Source organism: Pyxidicoccus fallax (assembly GCF_012933655.1).
Classification (GTDB): domain Bacteria; phylum Myxococcota; class Myxococcia; order Myxococcales; family Myxococcaceae; genus Myxococcus; species Myxococcus fallax.
On the sequence record NZ_JABBJJ010000204.1, the window covers coordinates 1 to 23386 of the forward strand.

17 protein-coding genes are annotated in these 23386 nt (G+C 71.8%); 10 read left to right on the forward strand and 7 right to left on the reverse strand.

The features are described 5' to 3' along the window. Window positions 1-110 precede the first annotated feature (110 nt). A complete protein-coding gene (locus HG543_RS33525) occupies window positions 111-860 on the forward strand; it encodes a CHAP domain-containing protein (protein WP_169349000.1) in 750 nt (249 codons plus the stop codon). A gap of 3 nt (window positions 861-863) precedes the next feature. Here the strand turns inward: HG543_RS33525 and HG543_RS33530 are convergent, their stop codons facing one another. From HG543_RS33530 to HG543_RS33545, 4 genes are all read right to left on the reverse strand, one after another. After that, on the reverse strand, window positions 864-1496 hold the full coding sequence (locus HG543_RS33530) for an EcsC family protein (RefSeq protein ID WP_169349001.1): 633 nt from the start codon (window positions 1494-1496) through the stop codon (window positions 864-866). Between the two features lie 30 nt (window positions 1497-1526). Further along, window positions 1527-1970: a hypothetical protein gene (locus HG543_RS33535; protein WP_169349002.1), complete on the reverse strand. Its 444-nt coding sequence runs from the start codon at window positions 1968-1970 to the stop codon at window positions 1527-1529. A 98-nt stretch (window positions 1971-2068) separates the two neighbouring features. Then, window positions 2069-2461, reverse strand: a complete 393-nt coding sequence (gene panD, locus HG543_RS33540; protein WP_169349003.1) for an aspartate 1-decarboxylase — start codon at window positions 2459-2461, stop codon at window positions 2069-2071. Window positions 2462-2559: 98 nt separating this feature from the next. Next, window positions 2560-3402, reverse strand: a complete 843-nt coding sequence (locus HG543_RS33545; protein WP_169349004.1) for an LEA/WHy family protein — start codon at window positions 3400-3402, stop codon at window positions 2560-2562. 116 nt (window positions 3403-3518) lie between these two features. Between HG543_RS33545 and HG543_RS33550 the strand changes: the two genes are divergently transcribed. The 7 genes from HG543_RS33550 (at window position 3519) to HG543_RS33580 (ending at window position 14358) form a co-directional block, all read left to right on the forward strand. After that, window positions 3519-5030, forward strand: a complete 1512-nt coding sequence (locus tag HG543_RS33550) for an alpha/beta hydrolase (protein WP_169349005.1) — start codon at window positions 3519-3521, stop codon at window positions 5028-5030. A gap of 1 nt (window position 5031) precedes the next feature. Next, window positions 5032-5766: an ABC transporter ATP-binding protein gene (locus HG543_RS33555; RefSeq protein ID WP_169349006.1), complete on the forward strand. Its 735-nt coding sequence runs from the start codon at window positions 5032-5034 to the stop codon at window positions 5764-5766. Continuing rightward, a complete protein-coding gene (locus tag HG543_RS33560) occupies window positions 5763-6935 on the forward strand; it encodes an ABC transporter permease (RefSeq protein WP_169349007.1) in 1173 nt (390 codons plus the stop codon). Before HG543_RS33555 ends, HG543_RS33560 begins: the two co-directional genes overlap by 4 nt. An 80-nt stretch (window positions 6936-7015) precedes the next feature. Continuing rightward, window positions 7016-7549, forward strand: a complete 534-nt coding sequence (locus HG543_RS33565) for a DUF2378 family protein (RefSeq protein WP_246357487.1) — start codon at window positions 7016-7018, stop codon at window positions 7547-7549. An 86-nt stretch (window positions 7550-7635) separates the two neighbouring features. After that, window positions 7636-8703 carry a DUF2804 domain-containing protein gene (locus HG543_RS33570; RefSeq protein ID WP_169349008.1) on the forward strand — a complete coding sequence of 356 codons (1068 nt, stop codon included), beginning with the start codon at window positions 7636-7638 and terminating at the stop codon, window positions 8701-8703. A 153-nt stretch (window positions 8704-8856) separates the two neighbouring features. Next, window positions 8857-12963: an ELWxxDGT repeat protein gene (locus HG543_RS33575; protein ID WP_169349009.1), complete on the forward strand. Its 4107-nt coding sequence runs from the start codon at window positions 8857-8859 to the stop codon at window positions 12961-12963. Window positions 12964-13230: 267 nt separating this feature from the next. Further along, window positions 13231-14358, forward strand: coding sequence for a serine/threonine-protein kinase (locus tag HG543_RS33580; RefSeq protein WP_171818054.1), 1128 nt, complete (start codon window positions 13231-13233; stop codon window positions 14356-14358). Window positions 14359-14367: 9 nt separating this feature from the next. On the opposite strand, the gene HG543_RS33585 is transcribed toward HG543_RS33580, so the two are convergent. Beyond that, window positions 14368-15684, reverse strand: a complete 1317-nt coding sequence (locus HG543_RS33585; RefSeq protein ID WP_169349011.1) for a hypothetical protein — start codon at window positions 15682-15684, stop codon at window positions 14368-14370. 182 nt (window positions 15685-15866) lie between these two features. Between HG543_RS33585 and HG543_RS33590 the strand changes: the two genes are divergently transcribed. Further along, window positions 15867-16943 (forward strand): zinc ribbon domain-containing protein, encoded by a 1077-nt coding sequence (locus HG543_RS33590; protein WP_169349012.1) that lies wholly within the window; start codon window positions 15867-15869, stop codon window positions 16941-16943. 6 nt (window positions 16944-16949) lie between these two features. Here HG543_RS33590 and HG543_RS33595 read toward each other — a convergent pair whose 3' ends face one another. Both HG543_RS33595 and HG543_RS33600 read right to left on the reverse strand, forming a co-directional pair. Beyond that, window positions 16950-18314 carry a DUF6986 family protein gene (locus HG543_RS33595; RefSeq protein WP_171818055.1) on the reverse strand — a complete coding sequence of 455 codons (1365 nt, stop codon included), beginning with the start codon at window positions 18312-18314 and terminating at the stop codon, window positions 16950-16952. Next, a complete protein-coding gene (locus HG543_RS33600) occupies window positions 18311-20863 on the reverse strand; it encodes a M1 family metallopeptidase (RefSeq protein WP_169349014.1) in 2553 nt (850 codons plus the stop codon). Before HG543_RS33600 ends, HG543_RS33595 begins: the two co-directional genes overlap by 4 nt. Before the next feature lie 275 nt (window positions 20864-21138). Here HG543_RS33600 and HG543_RS33605 point away from each other — a divergent pair, with 275 nt between their 5' ends. Then, on the forward strand, window positions 21139-23181 hold the full coding sequence (locus tag HG543_RS33605) for a sensor histidine kinase (RefSeq protein WP_169349015.1): 2043 nt from the start codon (window positions 21139-21141) through the stop codon (window positions 23179-23181). Window positions 23182-23386 lie beyond the last annotated feature (205 nt).

Genomic DNA, 23386 nt, shown 5'->3' on the forward strand with positions numbered 1-23386 from the left:
GGCCATTCCAGGGGGAGGCGGGGTGTTGTCCGCCCATCACCTCCCCGCCCCGGGCGCCCGGAGTCTCCTCGGATGGCACATCCCTAACGTGGGAGGCGGGGGGGACGACCATGGCACGCAGGTTGGGCCTGGGGGACACGGGGCCCGAGGTCCAACGGCTGCAAGCGCTGCTCACGCAGCGGGGCTACCCCGTGGCCGCCGACGGCGCCTTCGGGGAGGAGACGCGCGCGGCGTTGCTCCGCTTCCAGGCGCAGCACGTGGACGCCCACGGCGAGCCGCTGGCGGTGGATGGCCACACGGGCGAGCCCACGTGGTGGAGCCTCGCGAACCCCCAGCCCTTCGTCTTCCATGCGCCGGACATCGACTTCACCCGGATGCCGCTGCCCGAGCTGGGCGGCAGCGCGCGCGGGCGGCACGCGCTGTCCATGGCCCTGGAGGAGCTGAAGGCGGGCGCGGCCGAGGAGGGCGGCTCAGGCCGGGGCCCGTGGGTGCGCAAGTACCTGAACGGCCATGCGCCCGAGGGCAGCCCCTGGTGCGCCGGCTTCGTGAGCTGGTGCTTCTGGAAGGACCCGAGCGGCCCGCCCTTCCCCTACACCGTCAGCGCGCGGAAGCTCTTCGGGGAGCTGGGCCAGCGCGGCTGGGCGCACCTGTCCGGTGAGGCCTACACGCCCGAGCCCGGGGACCTCGTCGTCTGGTCCCGCGCGGACGGCACGGAGGACCACATCGGGCTGGTGCACCACGTGGCGTACGGAATGCTCTACACGGTGGAGGGCAACCACGGCCCGCGCGTGGCGGGCTTCAGCTACGTGCTCCACACGATGGAGCGCCTGCTGGGCTTCGCGCAGGTGCCCGGGCCGTGAGGCTCAGCTGCCGCTGGCCTTCTGCCGCTGGGCCTTCGCCTTGGCGTGCGCCTTGTCGAAGCCCTCGTAGAAGCGCACGGCCTGCTCGCCCACCATCTGGATGTGCTGGTTGTTGAAGTAGGCGGTGATGGGCGCGGCCACCAGCGGCATGGCGCGTCCGAACGTGTGCAGGCCGCCCTTCTCCAGCAGCATGCTGGCCAGCTTCCCCAGCACCTTGGGCCCCGCGCGGTGCAGCGGACCCAGTCCGTTGGCGTAGCCGAAGAGGTCCAGCATCTCGCCGCGGGCGCGCTCCGTCTTGAGGTTCGCCTTGTAGAGCGTGGCCACGTCCGTCAGCAGCACGAGCTGCAGGTACGTCATGAAGAGCATGTCCGCCGGCAGCGCGACGAGGCCGAAGACGCCGCTGATGCCGCCGGCCATGCTGGCCAGGTTCTTCTTGTCGTCGATGAGGCGCTGGGCCAGCTCCTTCGGCGGCGCGTTCGGGTAGCGCTTCTCCAGCTCCGCCACCCGCACCCGGGCGCGGCCCACCTCCCCCAGCACCACGTCCGACAGGCGCGCCGAGCCGAGCTTCTTCAGCTCGGCCGGGGTCAGCTTCTTCACGAAAGAAAGGCGCTCGGCCACGCTGTCGTAGATGCCCATCGTCAACCCTCCTTGTCCTGCCTGCCCTGTCTAATAACCCCGCTCGGACAGGTAGAGGTCCACCAGCGCGCCCTCTTCGTACCAGGCGTGCCGCATCTCAACATCGAACCAGCGCGAGTCCGGCTTCGCCCCGCGCACCTCGAGCTTCACCTGGTTGGGCGCCGTGTCGATGACGGCCGCGCGAGCCAGGCACGCGCCGCCCGGCTCCTCGCCATAGCCACCCTCCAGGCACACCTCGTCACCCACGGACAGCCGGCGCGTGTACTCGGTGGCCAGGTACTTCGCCTCGTCGCACGAGGCCCGCACGCCGCCCGCGCCATGCACCCCGCAGCGGTCCTTCTGCGGCGCCTTCACGACGGGAATGGCCCCATAGAGCGGGTCCTCGTCGTTGGGATTGGGACGGAAGGGGCCAATCCCCGAGCAACCCGAGAGCACCAGCACCAGCGCGCTGGCCGCCGCCCACATCCGTCTCATCGCATGCCTCCGGGGCCGCACGGCCCCTCCCATGAAGATGGGAGGAGCATGGCAAAAGGCGCCAGCAGGGGCAAAGCGGTGGGGTGTCCCCCGTGTTCTCAGGCCGAGCGGCGCTGGGGGCCCGGAATCTCTTCCGTCACGCCGGGGACGATGCGGTTCTTGCCGTCCACGAACACCACGGTGGGCTTCCACCCGGCCAGCTCCGCCTCCTCCACCTCCGCGAAGGTGGCCAGGATGACCACGTCGCCGGGCTGGTTGAGGTGCGCCGCCGCGCCGTTGATGCAGATGACGCCGCTGCCGGAGGGGCCCTCCAGCGCGTACGTCTCCAGGCGGGTGCCCCGGGTGACGTTCCAGACCGCCACCTTCTCGTAGGGGAGGATGTCCGCGGCCCGCAGCAGGTCCCGGTCGATGGTGACCGAGCCCTCATAGTCCAGGTCGGCCTGGGTCACGGTCGCGCGGTGGATCTTGGACTTGAAGAGGATGCGGCGCATGGTTTGGAAGTCCCCGGGAGGGTCGCCCCACCGTAACGTCTAGGGCTCGCCGGGACAACCCCGGGTTCACTTCTCCCCGCTCGGATTGCAAGCAGGCGTCACTTCACGAAGTTCACGAGCTGACTGAGGCTCAGTGGCACGGACTGTGATTCCGAGGTGAGCTGTCCGTCCAGGCGGACCTGGGCGTTGCCCCCCGAGCGCAGGGCCATGGCGGCCGAGGCGGCGCGCGCGAAGTTGATGGTCAACGGCAGCGTCACCTGCTTCGAGCCGCTGCCATCCAGCAGGCCCAGGCTGCCTGTGGACAGGGTGCCCACATCCGCGCCGGCCACCTTGAGCGCGCCGGTGATGCCGGCGACGGGCAGGGGGAAGCTGTTGCGGTTCTTGATTTCGAGCGGGAACTCCACGGTGGCGCCGCTGACGCTGATGTTCTTGATGCGGGGCGCCTGGAAGGAGACCTGCGGAATCTTGGGGACCTCGAAGGTGCCCTCCTTGGAGAGGGGGAACTCGAGGACGCCCAGAGGCGTCTTGATGCCCAGCGTGCCCTGCGCCTTGAAGCCGGCGCGGTCCTTGTTGAGGAACGTCTCCACCACGGGGACGATGTCCGCGAACTTCACGTTGGCGGGGAAGACGAGCTCGCTCTTGCCGTTGGCCTTGAGGTTGAGGCCCTTCTTCGGCTTGCCGGCGACGACCTGCTTGCCCTCGACGAAGAAGGCGTAGTCGACGGAGGCGAGGTCCAGGCCGAAGCCGTTGGGGTTGTTCACCTCGTAGACGAGGTTGACGGTGGCGTCGGACAGGGACGCGTCCGCCAGGCGCGCCGTCTTGAAGGAGACGGTGGGCTTCTTGAAGGCCCCCGCCAGCATCTTCTGGAGCGCGGCGCAGCCGCTCAGCGTGGTGAGGGAGAGGACGGCCAGGACAAAGAGGGCGCGTTTCATCGTGGGCATGGGCGTATCACCGGACGCCCCATTGTGGCGCGGGATTCAATGGCGCCCAACAGGTGTACCCCGGCGGCGGGCGGGTGGTATGTGGCGGACCTCCCCTCACCACGACGGAGGCATCCTTGTCTGGGGTCCGGACACACATCCCCTCCCTTCCTCCGTCCCGGTCGGCACGCTGGGGCCGGCTCGCCCTGGGACTCGTGGTGCTGGTGCTCGCGGCCTGCTCGCGGGGCGGCTCCTCGGGCGCGGACGGGCGGAAGCTGGCCCTCGCGCCCTGCCGCCTGGAGGGGCTGGCCACGCAGGCGCAGTGCGGGACGTACGAGGTGTACGAGGACCGGGCCGCGAAGACGGGCCGGAAGATTCCCCTGCGCGTGGTGGTGGTGCCGGCGCTGGCGGCCCAGCCGGCGCCCGACCCGCTGGTGCTGCTGGCGGGAGGCCCGGGACAGGCGGCGTCGCGCGTGGAGGTGCTGCTCGCGATGGAGCGCATCCGCCGCAAGCGCGACATCGTCCTCGTGGACCAGCGCGGCACCGGGGACTCGAACCCGCTGGAGTGCGAGCCGCACCCGCTGGAGGCGGGGCTGGCGGCGCGCTTCCAGGACACGGGCGCGGTGGAGCAGATGCGCAAGTGCCGCGCGGGCTGGGCCGCGGACGTGCGCCACTACACCACGTCCGTCGCCATGGATGACCTGGACGAGGTGCGCGCGGCGCTGGGCTACGACACGGTGAACCTGTGGGGCGTGTCCTACGGCACGCGCGCGGCGCTGGTGTACATGCGCCAGCACCCGGACCGGGTGCGCACGGCGATTCTGGACGGCGTGGCGCCCATGGGCCTGTACCTGCCGCTCAACGCGCCCCGCGACGGGCAGCAGGCGCTGGAGAAGCTCCTGGCCCACTGCGAGAAGGACGCGGCGTGCGCGAAGGCGTACCCGAACCTGCGGCCGCGCACGGAGGCGCTGCTGGCGCGGCTGGAGGCGGAGCCCGCGCGTGTGCACGTGCCGCATCCGCGCACGGGCGTGCCGGAGGACCTCGTGCTGTCGCGGCGGGTCTTCCTGTCGGAGCTGTTCAACCTCCTCTACAGCCCGGAGGTGGCGTCGCTGGTGCCGCTGATGCTGGACCGCGCCGAGCGCGGCGAGTGGGCGCCCTTCGTGGCGCTCAGCGTGGGGCTGTCCGAGGGCCAGCGCCACAGCGTGAGTCACGGCCTCTACTACGCCGTCGTCTGCGCGGAGGACGCGCCCTTCTATGACCGGGCCGCGGTGGAGCGCGAGGCGAAGGGCACGTGGTTCGGCCCGGACATGGGCCTGGAGACGCTCGCCATCTGCGAGGGCTGGCCGCGCGCGACGCTGCCCGCGGGCTACCGCGAGCCGGTGGCGTCGAACGTGCCCACTCTGCTGTTGTCGGGCGAGCTGGACCCGGTGACGCCGCCCGCGTGGGCGGAAGAGGCGAAGCGCACGCTGTCGCGCAGCCTGCACGTGGTGGTGCCCGGGGTGGGCCACAACACGCTGGGCGCGGACTGCGCGCGCACGCTGATGCACGACTTGCTGGAGCGCGGGAGCGTGGAGGGCCTGACGCCCTCGTGCGGCCCGGGCCTCACGCGTCCTCCCTTCTTCACGTCCTTCGCGGGGCCGGTGCCTTGAGATGATTGAAGCCAGGAACCTGCACAAGCGCTTCGGCCGCGTCACGGCGGTGGAGGACGTGTCCTTCACCGCCGAGGACGGTGTCATCACGGGCCTCCTGGGCCCCAACGGCGCCGGCAAGACGACGACGATGCGCATGCTCTACACGCTGGTACGGCCGGACCGGGGCACCGCCCTGGTGGACGGCGTGGACGTGGTGCGGCGTCCCGAGGAGGCGCGCCGGGGCCTGGGCGTGCTGCCGGACGCGCGCGGCCTCTACCCGCGCCTCACCGCCCGCGAGCACGCGCGCTACTTCGGCGAGCTGCACGGCCTGTCCGGCGCGGCGCTGGACAAGCGCGTGGACGAGCTCATCGACCTGCTGGACATGAAGGACATCGCGGACCGGCGCACGGAGGGCTTCAGCCAGGGCGAGCGCGTGAAGGTGGCGCTCGCGCGGGCGCTGGTGCACGGGCCGCGCAACGTGCTCCTGGACGAGCCCACCAACGGGCTGGACGTCATGAGCACCCGCGCGGTGCGCACGCTGCTGCGGCGGCTGAAGGCGGAAGGCAGGTGCGTGGTGTTCTCCAGCCACGTCATGCAGGAGGTGGCCGCGCTGTGCGACCGCATCGTCGTGGTGGCGCACGGCAAGGTGGTGGCGGACGGCACGCCGGACGCGCTGCGCGCCAGCACCGGCAAGGACAGCCTGGAGGAGGCCTTCGTGGCCACCATCGGCAGTGACCAGGGGCTGATGCAATGAAGCGCCTTTTCGGCACCGTCTTCCGCAAGGAACTGAGGGACCACCTGCGGGACAGGCGCTCGGTGCTCACCGCGCTGATGTTCCCGCTGCTGGGCCCCGTCGTCTTCCTGGTGATGTTCAACCTGCTGGCCTCCTGGTACCGGCAGGACCGGCCGCTGGAACTGCCCGTCATCGGCCGCGCGCACGCCCCCAGCCTGATGGCCTTCCTGGAGCGCTACGGCGCGAAGCTGGTGGAGGCGCCCGCGGACTACGAGTCGCGCATCCGCGCGGGCACGCTGGACGCGGTGCTGATTGTCCCGGAGGACTACGGCCGCGAGTTCTCCACCGGGCACACCGCCGAGGTGCAGCTCGTGGTGGACAGCTCGCGCCAGTCCGCGCGCCACTCGGTGCTGCGCGCGCGGCGGCTGCTGGAGGCGTACGCGCGCTTCCTCGGCGACCAGCGCCTCTACGCGCGCGGCATCGCCCCGGGCCTGGCCATCCCCGTGCGGGTGCAGGAGCTGGACCTGTCCACGCCCGAGCGCACCGCCGCGGGCGTGCTCAACATGGTGCCCCTCTTCCTGGTGCTGGCCGCCTTCGCGGGCGGCATGCAGCTGGCCAGCGACACCATGGCGGGCGAGCGCGAGCGCGGCTCGCTGGAGCCGCTCCTGCTCAACCCCGCGCCGCGCAGCGCGGTGGTGACGGGCAAGTGGCTGGCCACCGTCGCCATGGCGGCCGTCGCCGTGCTGCTGACGCTGGTGGGCTACCTGCTGGTGGTGCGGCGCGTGCCGCTGGAGGATTTGGGCGTGAAGGCCCGCTTCGACGCGCCCGCCGCCCTGGGCATGGCCGCCGCCGTGCTGCCCCTGTGCCTGGCCGCGTCCGCCGTGCAGATGTGGGTGTCCACCTATGCGCGCTCCTTCAAGGAGGCGCAGACGTACCTGTCGCTGCTGATGACGGTGCCCATGCTGCCGGGCATGGTGCTGGCCCTCTCACCCCTGCAGACGCAGGCGTGGATGTTCGCCGTCCCGGTCCTGGGACAGGAGCTGCTCGCGGGTGAGGTGATGCGTGGTGAGCCGCTCGGGCCGCTGCCCTTCCTCATCGCCGCGGCCTCCAGCGTCGCCGTGTCGGCGCTGGCACTGCGCATCACGACGGGCCTGCTCGCCCAGGAGCGCATCGTCTTCGGTCGCGGCTGAAGCGGGCACATGCGGGGATGCCCGCCCGCCTGCCCGGTGCCGCTTCCGTTTCCTGGCGGACAGTGTGAGGCTGCGGGTGCATGTCTTCCGAGCCGATGGTGCGCGCGGTGATGTTCGAGGCCCTCTTCCTCCATGGGGTGAGGGCGACCGAAGCGCTCGAGGAGGCGATGCGTGCCGAGGGCGTGGACCTGCGGGCGCTGAAGCCGGAGTACCCCTGGGTGACGTACAACCGCTGCGTGGACCTGACCTGGAAGCACCTGTTCCCGGACCTGTCCGCGGAGCAGGGGCGGCGGGAACTGGGGCGTGCCTTCGTGCGCGGCTTCACGCGCACGCTGCTGGGCGGTGCGGTGGTGGCGGGCCAGCCCGTGCTGGGGCCGGCACGCTACCTCAAGCGCTTTCCGGACCACCTGCGCCTGGACAGTTCCCGGCTGCGGGTGACGCCGATACAGGTGGGGGAGCGCGCCTTCCGCATGGAGTTTCGCAATGAGATTCCCGTCACGCCGGACTTCATGGTGGGCGTCCTCGAGGAAGGGCTACGACTGACGCGCACCGAGGCGAACTTCACCGTCGAGCGCCACTCGCCCATGAGTTTCGATCTGCACATCGCCTGGTAGCCCCCAGGGGCGGCAATGTCGGCGGGTGGCCCTTGCCGGCCGACTCCGGATGACATCGGCCGACGGTTGTTCTCCAATGTCGGTGGATGATGCCCGAGCGAGAAGCCTTCCTCCCGCCCGCGCCGGCCTCCGTGGCCACGGCGCGGGGTGAACCGCGATTTGGCACCTACCAGGGCGAGCTGCCCGAGGTGGACCTGCCCCGCCTGCAGGGGCGGTGGTCCCCCACGCGCACCACGCGCCTGCTCAAGCGCAAACGGTGGCACTACACCTTCGCGGCCACGCCGGAGGTCGCGGCCCTCTTCGCGGTGGTGGACCTGGGCTACACGGCGAGCGCCTTCGCGGTGGCCATGGATTTGCGCGAGCGCAAGCCGCTGTGCGACGTGAGCTTCCTCGGCGCGCCCGGCCCCATGGTGGAGCTGGGCGACAAGCCCGGGGCGGGCCTCAACGCTTCCTTCCGGACGCTGGGCGGCAAGCTGTCGGTGCGGCGCGGCGAGGACGACGAGCGCTACCGGGTGGAGGTGGACGTCAGCCGCCTGCGCACCGGCAGCCTCCAGTCCTTCCAGTGGGACGGCGACCTGCTGGTGGCCGGTGGCCCTCCGGCGCTGACGGTGATTGCACCGGTGCAGGGGGACGGGCTGGTGAACGTCACCATGAAGCGCAACGGCCTGTTGTCCTTCGGCGGCCTGGAGGCGGGCGGCAGGCGCTTCCGGCTCGACGGGGGCGTGGGCGGCATGGACTACACGCAGGGCTACCTGGCGCGGCACACGGCCTGGCGCTGGGCCTTCGCGGCGGGACGGCTGGCGGATGGGACGCCCGTGGGCATCAACCTCGTGGAGGGCTTCAACGAGGGCTCCACCGAGGCCAACGAGAACGCGCTGTGGCTGGGAGACCGGCTGTACCCGCTGGCGCGAGCGCGCTTCGAGTACAACCCGAAGGACCTGCTGGCGCCCTGGCGGATGGTGACGGTGGACGGCGCGGTGGACCTGCGCTTCCAGCCCTTCCACGTGCACCGCGAGGAGCGCGACTTGCGCCTCGTGGTGAGCCACTTCGCGCAGCCGGTGGGCTTCTTCGAGGGCACCGTGAAGCTGGACGGCCGCACCCTGGAATTGTCAGACGTCCCTGGCGTCACGGAAGACCAGGACATGCTGTGGTGAGCCTGTCTGCTCGTTCCCGCGGGTCCGGGTCCACCTGACCCGGGGTTGCTCCGCGTGCCGCCGTCCGGGGATGCTCCCGTCCGTTGACCCGCCCTGGAGCGCACGCCCTTCGTTCGCGTGTGCCGGGGCGGCCTTGGGGACAGACAGGACAGGATGCGCGGAAACAGAAGGGGAGTGCCGGGTGGGCGGAGCCTGCTCGCCGGCTTGTCGGTGGTGGTCGCGGTGGTGGGCGGCTGTGGCGAGACGCTGGAGGCGCCGACAGCGCTGGAGCACACGCGGCCGGCGCGGCTGCTGGCGGCCGGCACGCCGCAGGTGGCGCGGCTGGTGTCGGACGTATGGCCCGGTGATGGCAGCTCCTTTCCCAGGTTCCTGGCGAACGCCAACGGCACGCTCTACTTCGAGGCCAGCGACGCGCTCACGGGTGGGGAACTCTGGGTGAGCGATGGCTCTTCGGAGGGGACGGTGCGCGTCGCGGACCTCTCCTCGAACCACTATCCGGGGACGTCCAGCTTCACGGCGGTCGGGGACACCGTGTTCTTCGTCCTCGACGATGGCTGGACGGGCACCGAGCTGTGGAAGACCAACGGCACCGCGTTGGGCACCATGCTCGTCAAGAACATCAACCTGGGCTCGGGGGAAAACCCCGGCGCCCCCGCGTACCCGTCCTGGCTCACGCCCATGAACGGCGTCCTCTACTTCACCGCGGACTCCGGCGATGAGCGCTCCCGGCTCTGGCGGAGCGACGGGACGGAAGACGGTACGGTCCGGGTCGTGTCCTCCGCGGGGTCCGCGTTGGGAGAGTCCCGCTGGCTCGTGAACCTCCATGGCACCCTGGTGTTCGCGGGCAGCACCCCCGACCAGGGCTCCGAGCTGTGGCGGAGCGACGGCACCGAGGCGGGCACCGTCCTCATCCGGGACTCCAACCCGGGCCCCGGCGACTTCCTGACCCCGTGGGGGGGCATGAGCCCCACGGTCTCGAATGGCGTCGTCTTCTTCATGGGGAACGACGGCATGTCTGGCCCGGAGCTGTGGAAGAGCGACGGCACCGAGGCGGGCACCGTGCGCGTGCGGGACATCGCGCCGGGCGAGGGAGGCTCCGAGCCGTCCGAGGCCCGGGACGTGAACGGGACGCTCTTCTTCATGGCCAACGACGGCATGTCTGGCCCGGAGCTGTGGAAGAGCGACGGCACCGAGGCGGGCACCGTGCTCGTGCGGGACATCGCGCCGGGCCCCGGGGGCTCCTCGCCGTCCACGTTCGCCGTCCTGGGCGACACCCTCTTCTTCCTGGCCGATGACGGCGTCAGCGGCCGGGAGCTGTGGAAGAGCGACGGCACCGAGGTGGGCACCGTGCGCGTGCGAGACCTCCGTCCGGGCGCCGCGAGCTCCTCGATGCAAGAACTCGTCGTCGTGGGCAGCACCCTCTACTTCGGGGCCGATGACGGCGTCAGTGGACGGGAGCTGTGGAAGAGCGACGGCACCGAGGCGGGCACCGTGCGCGTGCGGGACATCTGGCCCGGAGCCTGGAGTTCCTCGCCCTCCTGGCTGACCGAGCGCGACGGCATCCTCTACTTCGTGGCGGATGAGGGCCTGTACGGCATGGAGCTGTGGAGGAGCGATGGCACGGAGGCGGGCACCGTGCTGCTCCGGAACATGGAGCTGCGGCCGCGCAGCTCGAACGCGATGCCCATGGCGGACCTGAACGGCACGCTCCTCTTCAGTTCCTCCACCGAGCTGGGGACGGAGCTGTGGAGGAGTGATGGCACCGCGGCGGGCACCCGCCTCGTCTGGGACCTCTTCCCGGGCATGGAGAGCGGCCTTCCGTCCACGCTGACGTGGATGGACGGCCAGCTCTACTTCCTGGCCTCGGATGGTCTCCGGCGCATGTCGCTGTGGAGGAGCGACGGCATCGAGTCGGCCCCCGTGCGCATCAAGGAAATCAACCCGGGCCCCTCCATGGCGTTCTCCTCGACCAGCCCCATCACCCGCGTGGGGCGCACGCTCTACTTCGTGGCCACGGATGGCACCAGTGGCCGGGAGCTGTGGAAGAGCGATGGCACCGAGGCGGGCACCGTGCTCGTCAAGGACATCTGGCCCGGGAGTCTCGGGGGGTTGGAAGGGTACGGGGAGCCGCTCGCCCGCGTGGGAGACGTCATCTACTTCGCCGCCCGGGATGGCTCCGGTGCGCAGGAGCTGTGGAAGAGCGACGGCACCGAGGCGGGCACCGTGCGCGTCAAGGACATCCGTCCCGGCGTCGGGGGCTCCTACCCCCGGTCCTTCATGACGGTGGGCGGCACGCTCTACTTCCTGGCGGAAGACAGCGCCGGTCAGGAGCTGTGGAAGAGCGATGGCACCGAGGCGGGCACCGTGCGCGTCAAGGACATCCGTCCCGGCATCCTCTCGTCGTCCATCAGGAACCTCACGGTGGTCGGGGAGACGCTCTACTTCACGGCGAACGACGGAACCCTTGGCGAGGAGGTGTGGAAGAGCGATGGGACCGAGGAGGGCACGGTGGTCGTCAGGGACATCACCCGAGGCAGCTCGGGCTCCTTCCTCGCCGCGCTCACGGCCTTCCAGGGGCGACTCTTCTTCGCCGCCATGGACGCCAGTCACGGCGGGGAGCTGTGGAGTTCGGATGGCACCGAGGCGGGCACCTTCATGGTCAAGGACATCCGCGCCGGGCCCCAAGGCTCGCAGCCGCGCTCCATGACGGACATCGCCGGGACGCTGGTCTTCGCGGCGTACGGTTCCGACGGTAACGCCAGCGTCTGGCAGAGCGATGGGACGGAAGAGGGGACGCGGCTGCTGGCGGAGATTCCCGGGACGACCGCTTCGCAACCCAGCGGGTTCCTCCTCGCCGGGAGCCACCTGTACTTCCGGGGCCATGACAGCGCCCATGGGGGTGAGCTGTGGCGGGTGGCCGACGTCATCGACCTGACGCCTCCCACGGTGACGTGCCCCATGGCCGTGGAGGCCTCGGCCACCAGCGCCAGCGGCGCGGTGGTGGAGTACCCGGCGGCGGTGGCGAGCGACAACGACACGGCCAGCCCGGCGCTGACCTACAGCCACGCGAGCGGCGCGACGTTCCCCCTGGGGGTCACGAGCGTTGTCGTCACGGCGCGGGACGAGGCGGGCAATTCCGGCACCTGTTCCTTCACCGTCACGGTGAGCGACACCACGGCTCCGGAGCTGGCCTGTCCCGCCGACGTGACGGCGGTGGCGACGAGCAACGCGGGCGCGACGGTGGAGTACCCGGAGGCCACGGCGTCGGACACGGTGTCGGCGGTGACGGTGGGGTACAGCCAGGCCTCGGGGACGACATTCCCGGTGGGCGTCACCGTCGTCACCGTCACCGCGACGGATGGGGCGGGCAATGACGCTTCGTGCACCTTCTCGGTGCGGGTGAGCGACACGGAGGCGCCGGCCATCACCTGCCCGGCGGATGTCACCGCGGAGGCCATGAGCGCGTCGGGCGCGAACGTCACCTATCCGCCGGCCACCGCGACGGGGACCGGGACGGTGGCGGTGACGTACAGCCACGCGTCGGGTTCGGTCTTCGCGCTGGGCGGGACGCAGGTCACCGCGACGGCCCGGGATGAGCGCGGGCGGACGGCCACGTGCGCCTTCGCCGTCGCGGTGCGGGACACCACGCCTCCCGAGCCCGGCTGCCCCATCGGTCCCATCGAAGCCGAGGCGCGGAGTGGTGCCGGCGCGGACGTGCCCCTCCTCTTCCGCCTGCCCCGTGACGCGGTGTCGCGCGCCTCCATCGTGTCGATTTCCCCCAGTGGGGACGCCTTCCCCCTGGGCACCACCGAGGTCACCGTCACCGCCAGGGATGAGGCCGGCAACGTCGGCACCTGCACCTTCGCCGTCACGGTGCGGGACACCACCGCGCCGGTGCTCTCCTGCCCGGCGGATGTCACCGTCCAGGCCACGCAGGCCACGGGCATCGAGGTGGACTACGCGCGGGCCACCACGTCGGACGCGGTGTCCTCGCCAACGCTCGTCTACAGCCAGGACGCCGGCACACGCTTCGCCGTGGGCGCCACGCCCGTCACGGTGACCGCCACCGACGCGGCGGGCAACACCTCCACCTGCGGCTTCCAGGTGACGGTGCTGCCGCCGGCCCGCGAACCCATCTCCGTGGAGCCGGAGCAGCACCTGGGATGCAGCACCGGAGCGGGCACGCCCGCGGGGTGGGGCGCGCTCCTGCTGCTCGCCTGGGCGGGCTCGCGCCGCCGTCTCACCCGCACGAAGAGGTGAGGCTGGGGCCGTCCTGGCGCTGAGGAAATTGGGAGAGCCAACGGGCGTCTGCTCTGTGCAGCCAGTCTGGCTATTCAGGGAATGGGTCGGCTCCTCACCGCCACTCGGGTGATGGGGCCGCCCATGGCGCCGCGGGGCAGGTGGCTGGACGGCCACGAGCCTCCTCTGAGAACGTCTCGGAGGTGCACGCCGGCCGGGACGGGAGAGGGAGTCATCCCGCGAGCAGGCGTGTGGTCATGAGCATCATGGGAGCGGGGCGCGAGTCACATGGGGCATACGCAAGTCCTGTCACCAGGAACCCTCTTTGACGGGCGCTACGAGGTCGTGCGTCCCCTGGGCCAGGGAGGCATGGCGACCGTCTACCAGGTCCGGCACCTGGGGCTGCGGAGCACGCACGCGCTCAAGGTCCTCTCTGGCGACAGGGCGCGGCAAGACCCCGACACCCAGGAGCGGTTCCTGAGGGAGGGCCGCATCCAGGCACGGCTCCGGCATCCGAACCTCGTGCAGGTGACGGACGTCGTGACGGCTCCCAGCGCGGGACTGGTGATGGATTTCGTGGAGGGCCCGACCCTGGCCCGGCACTGCCAGGAGTTCGGCCTGTTGGGGCAGGCGGGTGCGCTGGAGGTGTTCCATCAGGTGCTGGAGGCGGTGGGGACCGCGCACAGGGCGGGTGTGATTCATCGCGACCTGAAGCCGGAGAACATCATTCTCGGGATGGACAGCCGGGGCCGGATGCAGCCCAAGGTGGCGGACTTCGGTCTGGCCAAGGACCTGGGGCACGAGGCGACGCAGACCGGCGTCGTGATGGGAACGCCGCTGTACATGAGCCCGGAGCAGATTCGCAGCTCGAAGAATGTCACGGTTCGCTCGGACATCTTCTCGCTGGGCACCATCCTGTATGAGTTGCTGACGGGCCGGCGGTGTTTCCACGGGCAGACGAATGTGGAAATCATGCGGCGCATCCAGCGTGGCGAGTTCACTCCTCCCGAGGTCGCGTACCCTCCCATCGACAGGAAGCTGGCCGCCATCGTCCGGAGAGCGCTGGAGGTGGAGCCCGAGCATCGCTTCGCCTCTTGCGAGGAATTCTCCGCGACGTTGGAGGCGGCCTCCCGGGCGGGAACACCTCGCCGCTCCATGGAGGTGCCCGTTGTCTCCGTGCCTGCTCCGGCACATGGAGGCGCCCAGCAGGAAGAGGCGCCGACGCTGCCCCCCGAGCCCGGCAGGCCCGAGGGACTGACGTCCACGTTCGTTCGCAAGTCCCGGGTCGAGCAGAGCCTGATGTCCCTGGTCGCGGTGGCGGGGCGCTTCGGTCTGCTGGGAGTCCTGGCGGGCTTGTTGCTGGTGGCGCTGTTGATCGTCCTGGCGGGCCTGTGGACGGCGGGAGTCAGCAAGTAGAAGGCCGCATCATGGCGCTCCAGGAGCCTGGACGTGGACGAGCTCGGAGGTGAGCTTTCCCTCCGGGCGGGTCACCTCCGTCCGCTCCAGCCGGCCCCCGGTGCCCACGGTGGCCTGTGCGGTGGAGGCTCCAACGGTCAGCGTGAGGGCGTTCGCGGTTGAAGCGCGCCGCAGCGTGAGCTCCACCGGCGCCGTCACATCCTCCGCGGGCCGGTACACGTCGAGCACCACCTCCGACTTCCCGCCGGCCAGCAGCCACTTCTCCACGACGAGGCGGACATCCTCCTCCGTGGCGAGCCCCCGCTTCGAGGTGAACGTCCCCTTGAGGGCCTTCGTGCCCTGGCGTCCCTCGTAGCGATACGTGGTGCCCGGGACGGTGAGGCCCTCGGGACCGGAAGCTCCGGGGTTCGCCGCCGGCTCACGCTCGCGCCGCAGCGTCACCTGCAGGGCGAGGGCGCCGTCCTCCGCGCGAGCATGGCGCAACTCCACGAGGTGGTTCTTCGCGTCCGTCAGCGTGGTGGTGGTGCTGTCCTCCGCGCGCAGCCCGCCTCCGGCCACGGGCAGCAGCAGGCTGGTGGTGGCCTCGGTGCGGGTGGTGTCTCCTCCCACGCTCCTCGACGTGCGCCAGTCGAAGCCGGCGAGCCTCCCGTCCAGCTTCAGCACGCGCATCTCCTCACGGCGCGCGGGCGAACGCGCGCGCCCCGGCACCTGGAGCGAGCGCGCCAGGTCCGTGGTGATGCGCCGGAACGTCTTCGAGTAGCCGGGCTCGTCGTGCGCGCACAGCAGCGGCAACTCCCGGCTCGCATTCACCATCAGCTTCATCTGCCCCGCGCCCGCGACGCCGCCCGGGGCGGACGACTCGTAGTCCACGCGGAGGAACAGCGCCGGAGCGTCCGCCACCACGGCGACTTCCGTCGGCTCCATGCGCCGCACCGTGACGCCCGGGCCCGCGCCCACCGCCTTCGCCACCGCGAGCAGCGCACCCGCCGCGTCGAGCGGGCGCTCATAGACGAAGCACGCCAGCGCCGCCTCCGTGCCCAGCGGGATGTCGATGCGCGTGGAGCCCTCGTGGCGGGCCAGCGTCGGCGGCGCCGCGGCCTCCACCTCCGCGGTGAAGACGCGCTCGGGCGAGTCCACCCGGTGCTTCCCCAGCGGCGGCAGCTCGCGGGCGAACGGGCCCGTGGGCTCGGGAGCGGAGGTTCCGGTGGGCGCTCCGGCATCGGGAGTGCCCGCCCGGGTTCCAGGAGGCTCGGTCCCCGGACGCGAGGTCCGTGACGGCCCGGCACAGGCGGTGGCGAGGCACAACAGGAGGGCGAATCGCCGCATCGGAGGACTCGGGGCGGAAAGGCGGAAGGACGCTACCGTGACTCCGGAATGCCGTCAGGGGCCACGGGGGATGTCGACCGGGAAGGAAGCCCCCACCCCGTCCGCCAGGGGACATCCGCAACGCGCGTGCCGGCCCCGAGAGGCGGTAGGCTGCGCCCCCTCCCGCTGCTACGAGGGACCTCATGCTCTGCTCGCATTGCGGCCAGCCCCTTCCCCAGGCGCACGGCACCGCCTGTCCCCACTGTGGAAGGAATGTTCCTTCCACCAACTCGGTGGTGGAGGACGCGGCCGACACCGCCCGCCGCACCGCCGACGCCGCGGGCCGCGCCGTCCAGTCCCTGCTCGAGGACCCACGCCTGCGCGAGCGCCTCCCGGGCGGCTCGCTGCCGCTGCTCGGCTCGGGGCTGGTCGCCGCCGCCGTCCTCCTGCCCATGCTGCCCTTCCTCGGAGGCACCATCGGCCTGGCCTGGTCGACTGTGATGCTCGCGGGCAGCGTGCTGCTGGGCGCTCGCGAGTGGCGCGCCGCGGGCCGGCCGCTCCCGCCGTTCCTGGAGCGCGCCGTGAGCATGGCCGCGCACCCGGCCTTCCTGCCCCTCTTCACCGGGCTCACGCTCACCTTCGCCTTCCTCACGCTGAGCGTCGGCCTCGTGCCGCTCCTGTGGCTCACGGCCGCCATCGTGCTCGGCTACGTGCAGTGGCGCGTCTTCCAGGCCTCGCCCGCGTCGGCGCCGGAGCTGCGGCCCCATCCGGGCGCCGCGCGCTTCAAGCGCGTCGTCCTCGTGGGCACCGCCGTGTGCGCGGCGTCGCTGCTGTTCAACTGGGGCTCCGGCGTCGGCAGCTGGTTCTCCCTGGGAAGCTACGGCTACGAGGTCAACCACGTGACGGAGGTGGACGCGACCGGCCGTCCCACGGGCCATTCCTGGAACGAATGGAACTACGGCTGGCGGCCCGGCTTCACCATGACGCCCTATGTCTACGGCACGTCCGGGCGCTCGCGGACGGGCGCGCCGCTCGCGGTGATGGCCCTGCTGGCACTCGCGCTAGTGGGCGCGCTGCCCCGCGTGCGAGCCGTGGTGCCGCCGCTGCTGCCGCCCATCCTCGCCGGGCTCCTCACCGTGTGGGGCCTCTCCGGCCTGTCCTCGCGCCTGGGGCCCTGGCTCTTCCTCGTGGGCGTGCTGGCCGTCGATGTCGCCGTGGCGCGCGAGTTCCTCCAGCCGCGCGGCCCCGGCACCCCGGCGGACCCGGGGACGCCGGGGTAGCGCCCTTCAACCGGCGGAAGGACGGCCGCGGCGCGACTCGACGATGGCGCGGAAGGAGCGGCTGCGCAGCTCCTCCAGCGTGAGCCCGGCGGCGAGCACCTCGTCCTGGTTGAGAGCGCCGCAGCTCAGCCCGCGCAGGAAGAAGTTGAGCAGTCCCTGCCCGGTGGCCGCGTCGTCGAACACGTCACCCACCAGCGTCGCCTGCGCGGCCTTCTCCATGAAGCCCTTCAGCCGGCGCGAGGCCGCGTCCAGCCCCTCCAGGAAGAACGCGTACACGGCCGCGTAGCGCACGGGCAGCTGCGCCGGGTGCAAATCCCACCCCTGGTACCACGCGCGCTCCAGCGAGTGCCGGATGTGCCGGTACGACAGCTGCCACACCCGGTGCACCGCCTCCATGTTCTCCCGCCGCTGCGTGGGCAGCAGCGCCTCGTCGCCCTTCGCCTTGTGCGGGGGCACGGGCATGACGTTGGTGGCACCGTCCGCGAGCATGACGCCGGTGCCGGCGAGTGACACCTGCGCCACGTCCCGCAGGAAGTCACAGGCCGGGTGCAGCATGCCCTGCGCCTGGGCGCTGACGCTGAGGGACGCGGTGTAGTCGTACAGGCCCAGGTGCACGCTGGTGCAGCGCCCCGCGCCCGCCTGTACCAGCCGGGGCAGGTGCAGGCGGCCTTCCCTGTCGAAGAGGGCCTGCGGCGTCTCCACCATCAGCTCCATGCCCAGCGAGCCCGCCAGCAGTCCCTTCTCCGTCTCCAGCACCTCCAGGATGCGCGCGAGCGCGGCCACCTGCTCCGGCAGCGTCACCTTGGGCAGGGTGACGACGAAGGAGGGCGGCAGCTTCCCGCCCGTCTGCTCCAGCAGGGTGGTGACGAACAAGTCCAGCGTGCGCGAGGCGCGCTCGAACAGCTCCTCGGTGAAGGACTTCACGCGGATGCCCACGAAGGGCGGCAGCGAGCCCTGCTCCAGGCCACGGGCCATCTCCGTCGCGGCGGAGATGGCGTGCCCGTCCTCCTCCTCGTCGGGACGGTGGCCGTAGCCGTCCTCGAAGTCGATGCGCAGGTCCTCCACCGGCTCGCGCTGGAGCTTGTCCACCACGCGCCCGTAGACGCGCTGGGCGAAGCGGCCGCGCTGGGGCAGCCCCAGGCCATGGGCCAGCTCGGCCGCGTCCGGCGCGTAGTCCTTCAGCGCGGCCAGCGCCAGGTCTCCCAGCTTCCGCGCCGTGTTCGCGCGGAAGAGGTGGGCGCCGCCGTAGACGACGTGCACCGGCTGCCGGCGAGGCGACTCGCCGGGGTACGCGCTCGCGAAGGCGAGGTTGGCGGCCCGCAGGGCCTCGCGCGCACCGGCGAGGCTCGCGGGCTTCAGCGTCGTCTTCACGGCTGCTTCTTCAGCCACGCGGCCACCTCGGGGGCGCAGCGCTCGCGCAGGGCCACGTCCTGGGACAGCCGCTCCAGCGTCTGCGCCGTGGCCTGCTGCGCCTCGGGCACCGGGTTGGCCTGCAAGAGCGCCTTCACCTGCTCCAGGTGCTCACGCGTGCGCAGGATGCCCATGGCCTCGACGATGCGGCGCAGCAGCATGGGCGCGCTGCCCGTGCGGAGCACCACGTCCTTCCACCGCGTGCGCATCACCTCCCACCACTTCTCGCGGCCGGTGCGGTTGCCCAGCAGGCCCGCCGCGAAGCTGGCCACGTCCTGCGTCTTCACCGTGTCGCTGAAGAACAGCCCCTGCGCGCGCTCGGCCAGCGCCGGGTTCTCGAAGGCGGTGAGCGCCATGAGGTAGCGGCGCTGCGTGGCCGGGTCCGGCTCCTTCGGCATCCGCTGGAGGAAGGTGTCGAACAGGGCCGAGTCCCCGGCGCGCGCCACCATGGCCACCGACGCGTCCAGCAGGTTGGGCTCCAGCGCGTCCCGGTCTCCGTCGAGCATGCGGGCCACGCGCGGGCGGGCCTCCGCGAGCGCCTCCTGGCTGCGTGCCAGGCCCCCCACCGCGCGCACCAGCGCCGCGCGCCGCAGCTTCACCCGGTCCGGCTCGCCCGCCGCCGCCTGCCAGCCCAGCTTCTTCAGCCCCGGGCTGAGCAGCCGCTCCACCCACCGGCGGAAGCGCTCCTGCTCCTCGCCGTCCACCAGCCGGCCCTCGATGTAGGCCAGCCGCCCCACCAGTTCGTCCAGGACGGAGTCGTCCTCCTCGTCGCCGAAGCGGCCCGCGAGGTCCAGCAGGTCCGCCACCGACGCCTGCCCCGCGCGCACCAGGGCCCACTGGTCCGCCAGCAGGGAGATGCGCTCCGAGGGCGCCAGCGCCTTGATGTTCGTCGCCAGCTTCTCCAGCGACGGCTTGTCGTACGCCACGCGGTAGAAGCCGGTGGAGTTGGCGTTGGCCGTCAGCCACTTCACGTCGCCCGAGCCCTCCAGCGTCACCGTGGCCTGCGCGTCACGCAGCAGCACGCGCTGCTCGCGCACGCCGCCGCCATCCTCGAAGCGCAGCACCATGGGCACCGGCCACTTCTCGCCGCTCTGCACGCCGGGCTCCGAGTAGAAGCGCCGCTGCGACAGGTGCAGGGTGCGCCCTTCCAGCCGCGCGGACACCAGCGGGAAGCCGCTCTGGCCCACCCACGCCGTGGCCAGCTCCTCCACCGGCTGCTTCGCCGCCTCGCCCAGCGCGTTCCACAGGTCTTCCTTCACCGCGTTGGCGCGCGCGTGCTTGCGCATGTACTGGCGGATGCCCTCGCGGAAGGGGCCCTCGCCGAGGAAGCCCTCAATCATGCGCAGCACCGCGCCGCCCTTCTCGTACGTAATCGCGTCGAAGCTCTCGCCGGCCTCGCCCGCGTTGCGCACCTCGCCGTGGATGGGGTGCGTGGACTTGAGCGCGTCCAGGTGCAGCGCGCTGGCGCGGTGCGCGTCGAAGTCCAGCCACATGCGCCACTCGGGGCGCCACTGGTCGACAATCTTGAAGGCCATCCACGTGGCGAACGCCTCGTTCAGCCACAGGTCGTCCCACCACACCATGGTGACCCAGTTGCCGAACCACTGGTGCGCCAGCTCGTGCGTCACCACCTCCGCCACGCGCTTCTGCACGGACAGGGGCGCGGTGGCCGGGTCCAGCAGCAGCGCCACCTCGCGGTACGTAATCAGGCCGGCGTTCTCCATGGCGCCGGCCTCGAAGTCGGGGATGCCCACCTGGTCCACCTTGGTGAAGGCATACGGCAGCCCGAAGTAGTCCTGGAGGCGGGGCAGCACCGCCAGCGCCACGTCCTGGCCGAAGCGCGTCAGGTGCGCCTTCTCCGGCAGGGCCCAGGTGCGCACCGGCACGCCCCCCACGCGCTCTTCGGGCGTGCCCACCAGCGGGCCCACCACCAGGGCGATGAGGTAGCTGCTCAGCACCTCCGTCTCCTGGAAGGTCACCTTCTGGTGGTCGCCGTCCTGCTCCTCCTTCACCACCGGGCCGTTGCCCAGCACGGTGTGGCCCTTCGGCACGCGCACGCTGAGGGCCCATTTCGCCTTGAAGGCCGGCTCGTCGAAGGAGGGGAAGAGGCGGCGCGCGTCGGCGGCCTCGAACTGCGTGGCCGCCACCTTGCCCGCCGAGTACAGGCCGCGCAGCCCTTCGGTGAAGCGGCCCGTCCACGCCACGTCCAGCGTCGCGCTGCCCCTGGGCAGGGGCGCGTCGAAGCGGAGCACCACCGTCTCGCTCTGCGCCGCGGGCTGGATGGAGGCGGGCTTGCGCTGCTCACCGCCCGCGCGGAACGTCACCTCCCCGAGCTGCAGGGCGATGGCGTGGAGGATGATTTCCTGCGAGGGCTCCGCCAGCTCCAGGTCGATGGTCTGCTGTCCGGAGAAGCGCTTCGCGTCCATGTCCAGGGTCAGCGTGGCCGCGTAACGGCGGGGACGGATGGACGTCGGCAGTCGGAAGTTCTTGTCTTCGGTCGGATGCGCCATGGGATGGGGGAATGTAGCGCCCAGGCGGCCGAGTGCCTGGACTTAGTTGCCGGTTGTCCGCCGTCACACCCTTCGACGGCGGGGGGAAGAGGGTGTGAAGGTAGGGACGCCCCCTCCCAGGGGCATCCGCGTGGACCGGCCCTGGAGGCCACCCATCAGGTGGGGAGAGCGACCGGGCACGGGCCCAAGGCCGGACGTGCGCTCCCTCGCACCTCCGCTCTTCCGGGGACCCGGCCGGGCACCCCCGTGCTGCTTACCTTGCGATGGGGGTCGTCATGGCTCTGGCTCGACGCGCCGTGTTGCTAGCCGTCTGCTTCCTGGCGCTGAAGCTGGTGAGCCTGCGGTTCGTGTATGCGCCCCTCAACAGCGCGCTGCTGTGGCTGCCCGCCGGGCTGAGCCTGGCCTTCCTGCTGCGCTCCCCCCGACGCATGTGGCCGGTGCTGCTGGCCGTCATCTTCGGGGTGGAGGCGGGGACGGCGGCGCTGAATGGCTTTCCAGCGCGGGTGGCGGTGGCCTGGGGCCTGGGCAACGTGCTGCGGACGCTCGTGGGCGCGGCGCTGATGAACCGCTTCGTGGGGGGGCCGGTGCGGTTCCACCGGGTGCGCGAGGTGGCCGGGCTGCTGGTGCTGGGCGGGCTGGTGGGCACGCTCCCCAGCGCCACGCTGGGGGCGGGGGCCTCGGCGCTGTGGGTGGGCACGGCGCCCTTCTGGGAGGAGTGGTGGGCGTGGTGGCTCAGCGACCTGCTGGGCACGGTGCTGGTGGCGCCCGTGCTGCTGACGTGGTGGCCCGTGGGCCGCAAGCCCCTGGAGCGTGGGCGCCTCGTGGAGATGGGGGCGCTGTTGTCGCTGGTGGCGGGCGTCACCCTCTTCATCTTCCACCGCCCCGGCACGTCCGAGCAGGACGTCCTGGCCACGCTGCCGTACGCGGCGTTTCCGCTGGTCATCGCGGCGGCGCTGCGCCTGGGAGCCCGGGGGGCGTCGAGCGCCTCGGCGGTGATGGGGGGGCTGGCGGTGGCGTACACGGGCCAGGGCCATGGCCCCTTCGGCATGCTGCCCGTCTCCACCGCGGAGCGGGTGATGTCCGTCCAGGTGTTCCTGGCCGTGCTCAGCCTGACCGCCCTCACGCTGGCGGCGGTGGTGGCGGGGCGGCGCCGTGCGGAGGTGGCCCAGCGGGTGCTGGCGGCGACGGGGGCGGTGCTGGCCGAGTCGCCCGACTGGGGCGCCACCCTGCCTCGCGTGGCCCGGCTCATCGTCCCGGAGTTGTGCGCGGGCGCCGCCATCTGGCTGGTGGACGCCCAGGGGCTGGTGGAGCGGGTGGCCGCGGCGGGGTGGACGGCCGAGCGCGAGGCCGGGCTGCGGGGGCGGTTCCCTCCGCTGCCGCGAGGCCCGCGGCGGTGGAGGAACCCGGGAGGGTCGGGAGTGCTGGTGCCGCTGCGCGTTCGCGGGCAGGTGGTGGGGGCGCTCGCGCTGGTGGCGGACGGGGAGACGCGTCCCCTGGGCCATCGTGACGTGCTGCTGGCGGAGGACCTGGCGCACCGGTGCGCCATGGCGCTGGAGAACGCGCGCCTGCTCGACGAGGCCCATGAGGCCATCGACGCCCGGGACGAGTTCATCTCCGTGGCGGCCCACGAGCTGCGCACCCCGCTGGCCACGCTCACCCTGCGCGTGCAGAGCCTGATGACGCAGTTGCGCCGCGCCGGGACGGAGGAGGCGAGGCTGGAGAAGCTGGGCCTCATCTTCCGTCAGGTGGAGCGGCTGACGGGGCTGGTGGAGAGCGTGCTGGACGTGGGCCGCGTCAACGCGGGCACCCTGGAGCTGCGGCGCGAGCACGTGGACCTGTCCGCGCTGGTGGAGGAGGGCGTGGCGCGCTTCGCGGACGATGCCGCCCGTGCCGGCTGCGAGCTGCGGCTGCGGATGGAGCCTCCGCACGTATGGGCCTGGCTGGACCGGGGCCGCGTGGAACAGGCGCTCGGCCATCTGCTGGGAAACGCCATCAAGTTCGGAATCGGTCAGCCGGTGGACATCTCGCTGACCGAGGTGGACGGCCGCGCGCGGCTGACGGTGACGGACCACGGCATCGGCATTCCGGGAGACGCGATGGAGCGCATCTTCGGGCGCTTCGAGCGGGCGGTGTCCTCGCACCAGTATGGCGGCCTGGGGATGGGCTTGTTCCTCACGCGGCGGATTGCCGAGGCACACGGGGGCTCCATCCGCGTGGAGAGCGCGGCGGGGACGGGAACCACCTTCGTGCTCGAGCTGCCCCTGGCGCCGCGCCCGGCCCGCAGGCCCGAGGAGTCCCAGCCCCAGCCCGGCGCGTGAGCCTGGGAGAGGGGAAACTTCCACCCATGTCCTCTCTTCGGGTTCCGGGTGGGAAATCAATTTCCCACCCAGGGGCTCCGGCGGTCCCATGGCGCTGTCCACGGGTGGACGCTGGAGCGGGCGGGCAGGCGCGGCACACGGGTTGCTCTGCGGCGCGGGCATGCGTCGAGGCGTGTGGCTGGGGGCGGTGGTGGGGATGCTGCTG

Excerpts from the sequence above, each read along its gene's own strand:
- HG543_RS33545 (WP_169349004.1), bottom strand. The coding sequence starts at position 3,402 with ATGCCCACGATGAAACGCGCCCTCTTTGTCCTGGCCGTCCTCTCCCTC.
- HG543_RS33530 (WP_169349001.1), bottom strand. The coding sequence starts at position 1,496 with ATGGGCATCTACGACAGCGTGGCCGAGCGCCTTTCTTTCGTGAAGAAG.
- HG543_RS33535 (WP_169349002.1), bottom strand. The coding sequence starts at position 1,970 with ATGAGACGGATGTGGGCGGCGGCCAGCGCGCTGGTGCTGGTGCTCTCG.
- HG543_RS33570 (WP_169349008.1), top strand. The coding sequence starts at position 7,636 with ATGATGCCCGAGCGAGAAGCCTTCCTCCCGCCCGCGCCGGCCTCCGTG.
- HG543_RS33600 (WP_169349014.1), bottom strand. The coding sequence starts at position 20,863 with ATGGCGCATCCGACCGAAGACAAGAACTTCCGACTGCCGACGTCCATC.
- HG543_RS33605 (WP_169349015.1), top strand. The coding sequence starts at position 21,139 with ATGGCTCTGGCTCGACGCGCCGTGTTGCTAGCCGTCTGCTTCCTGGCG.
- HG543_RS33555 (WP_169349006.1), top strand. The coding sequence starts at position 5,032 with ATGATTGAAGCCAGGAACCTGCACAAGCGCTTCGGCCGCGTCACGGCG.
- HG543_RS33580 (WP_171818054.1), top strand. The coding sequence starts at position 13,231 with ATGGGGCATACGCAAGTCCTGTCACCAGGAACCCTCTTTGACGGGCGC.
- HG543_RS33565 (WP_246357487.1), top strand. The coding sequence starts at position 7,016 with ATGTCTTCCGAGCCGATGGTGCGCGCGGTGATGTTCGAGGCCCTCTTC.
- HG543_RS33525 (WP_169349000.1), top strand. The coding sequence starts at position 111 with ATGGCACGCAGGTTGGGCCTGGGGGACACGGGGCCCGAGGTCCAACGG.
- HG543_RS33585 (WP_169349011.1), bottom strand. The coding sequence starts at position 15,684 with ATGCGGCGATTCGCCCTCCTGTTGTGCCTCGCCACCGCCTGTGCCGGG.
- panD (WP_169349003.1), bottom strand. The coding sequence starts at position 2,461 with ATGCGCCGCATCCTCTTCAAGTCCAAGATCCACCGCGCGACCGTGACC.
- HG543_RS33560 (WP_169349007.1), top strand. The coding sequence starts at position 5,763 with ATGAAGCGCCTTTTCGGCACCGTCTTCCGCAAGGAACTGAGGGACCAC.
- HG543_RS33590 (WP_169349012.1), top strand. The coding sequence starts at position 15,867 with ATGCTCTGCTCGCATTGCGGCCAGCCCCTTCCCCAGGCGCACGGCACC.
- HG543_RS33575 (WP_169349009.1), top strand. The coding sequence starts at position 8,857 with ATGCGCGGAAACAGAAGGGGAGTGCCGGGTGGGCGGAGCCTGCTCGCC.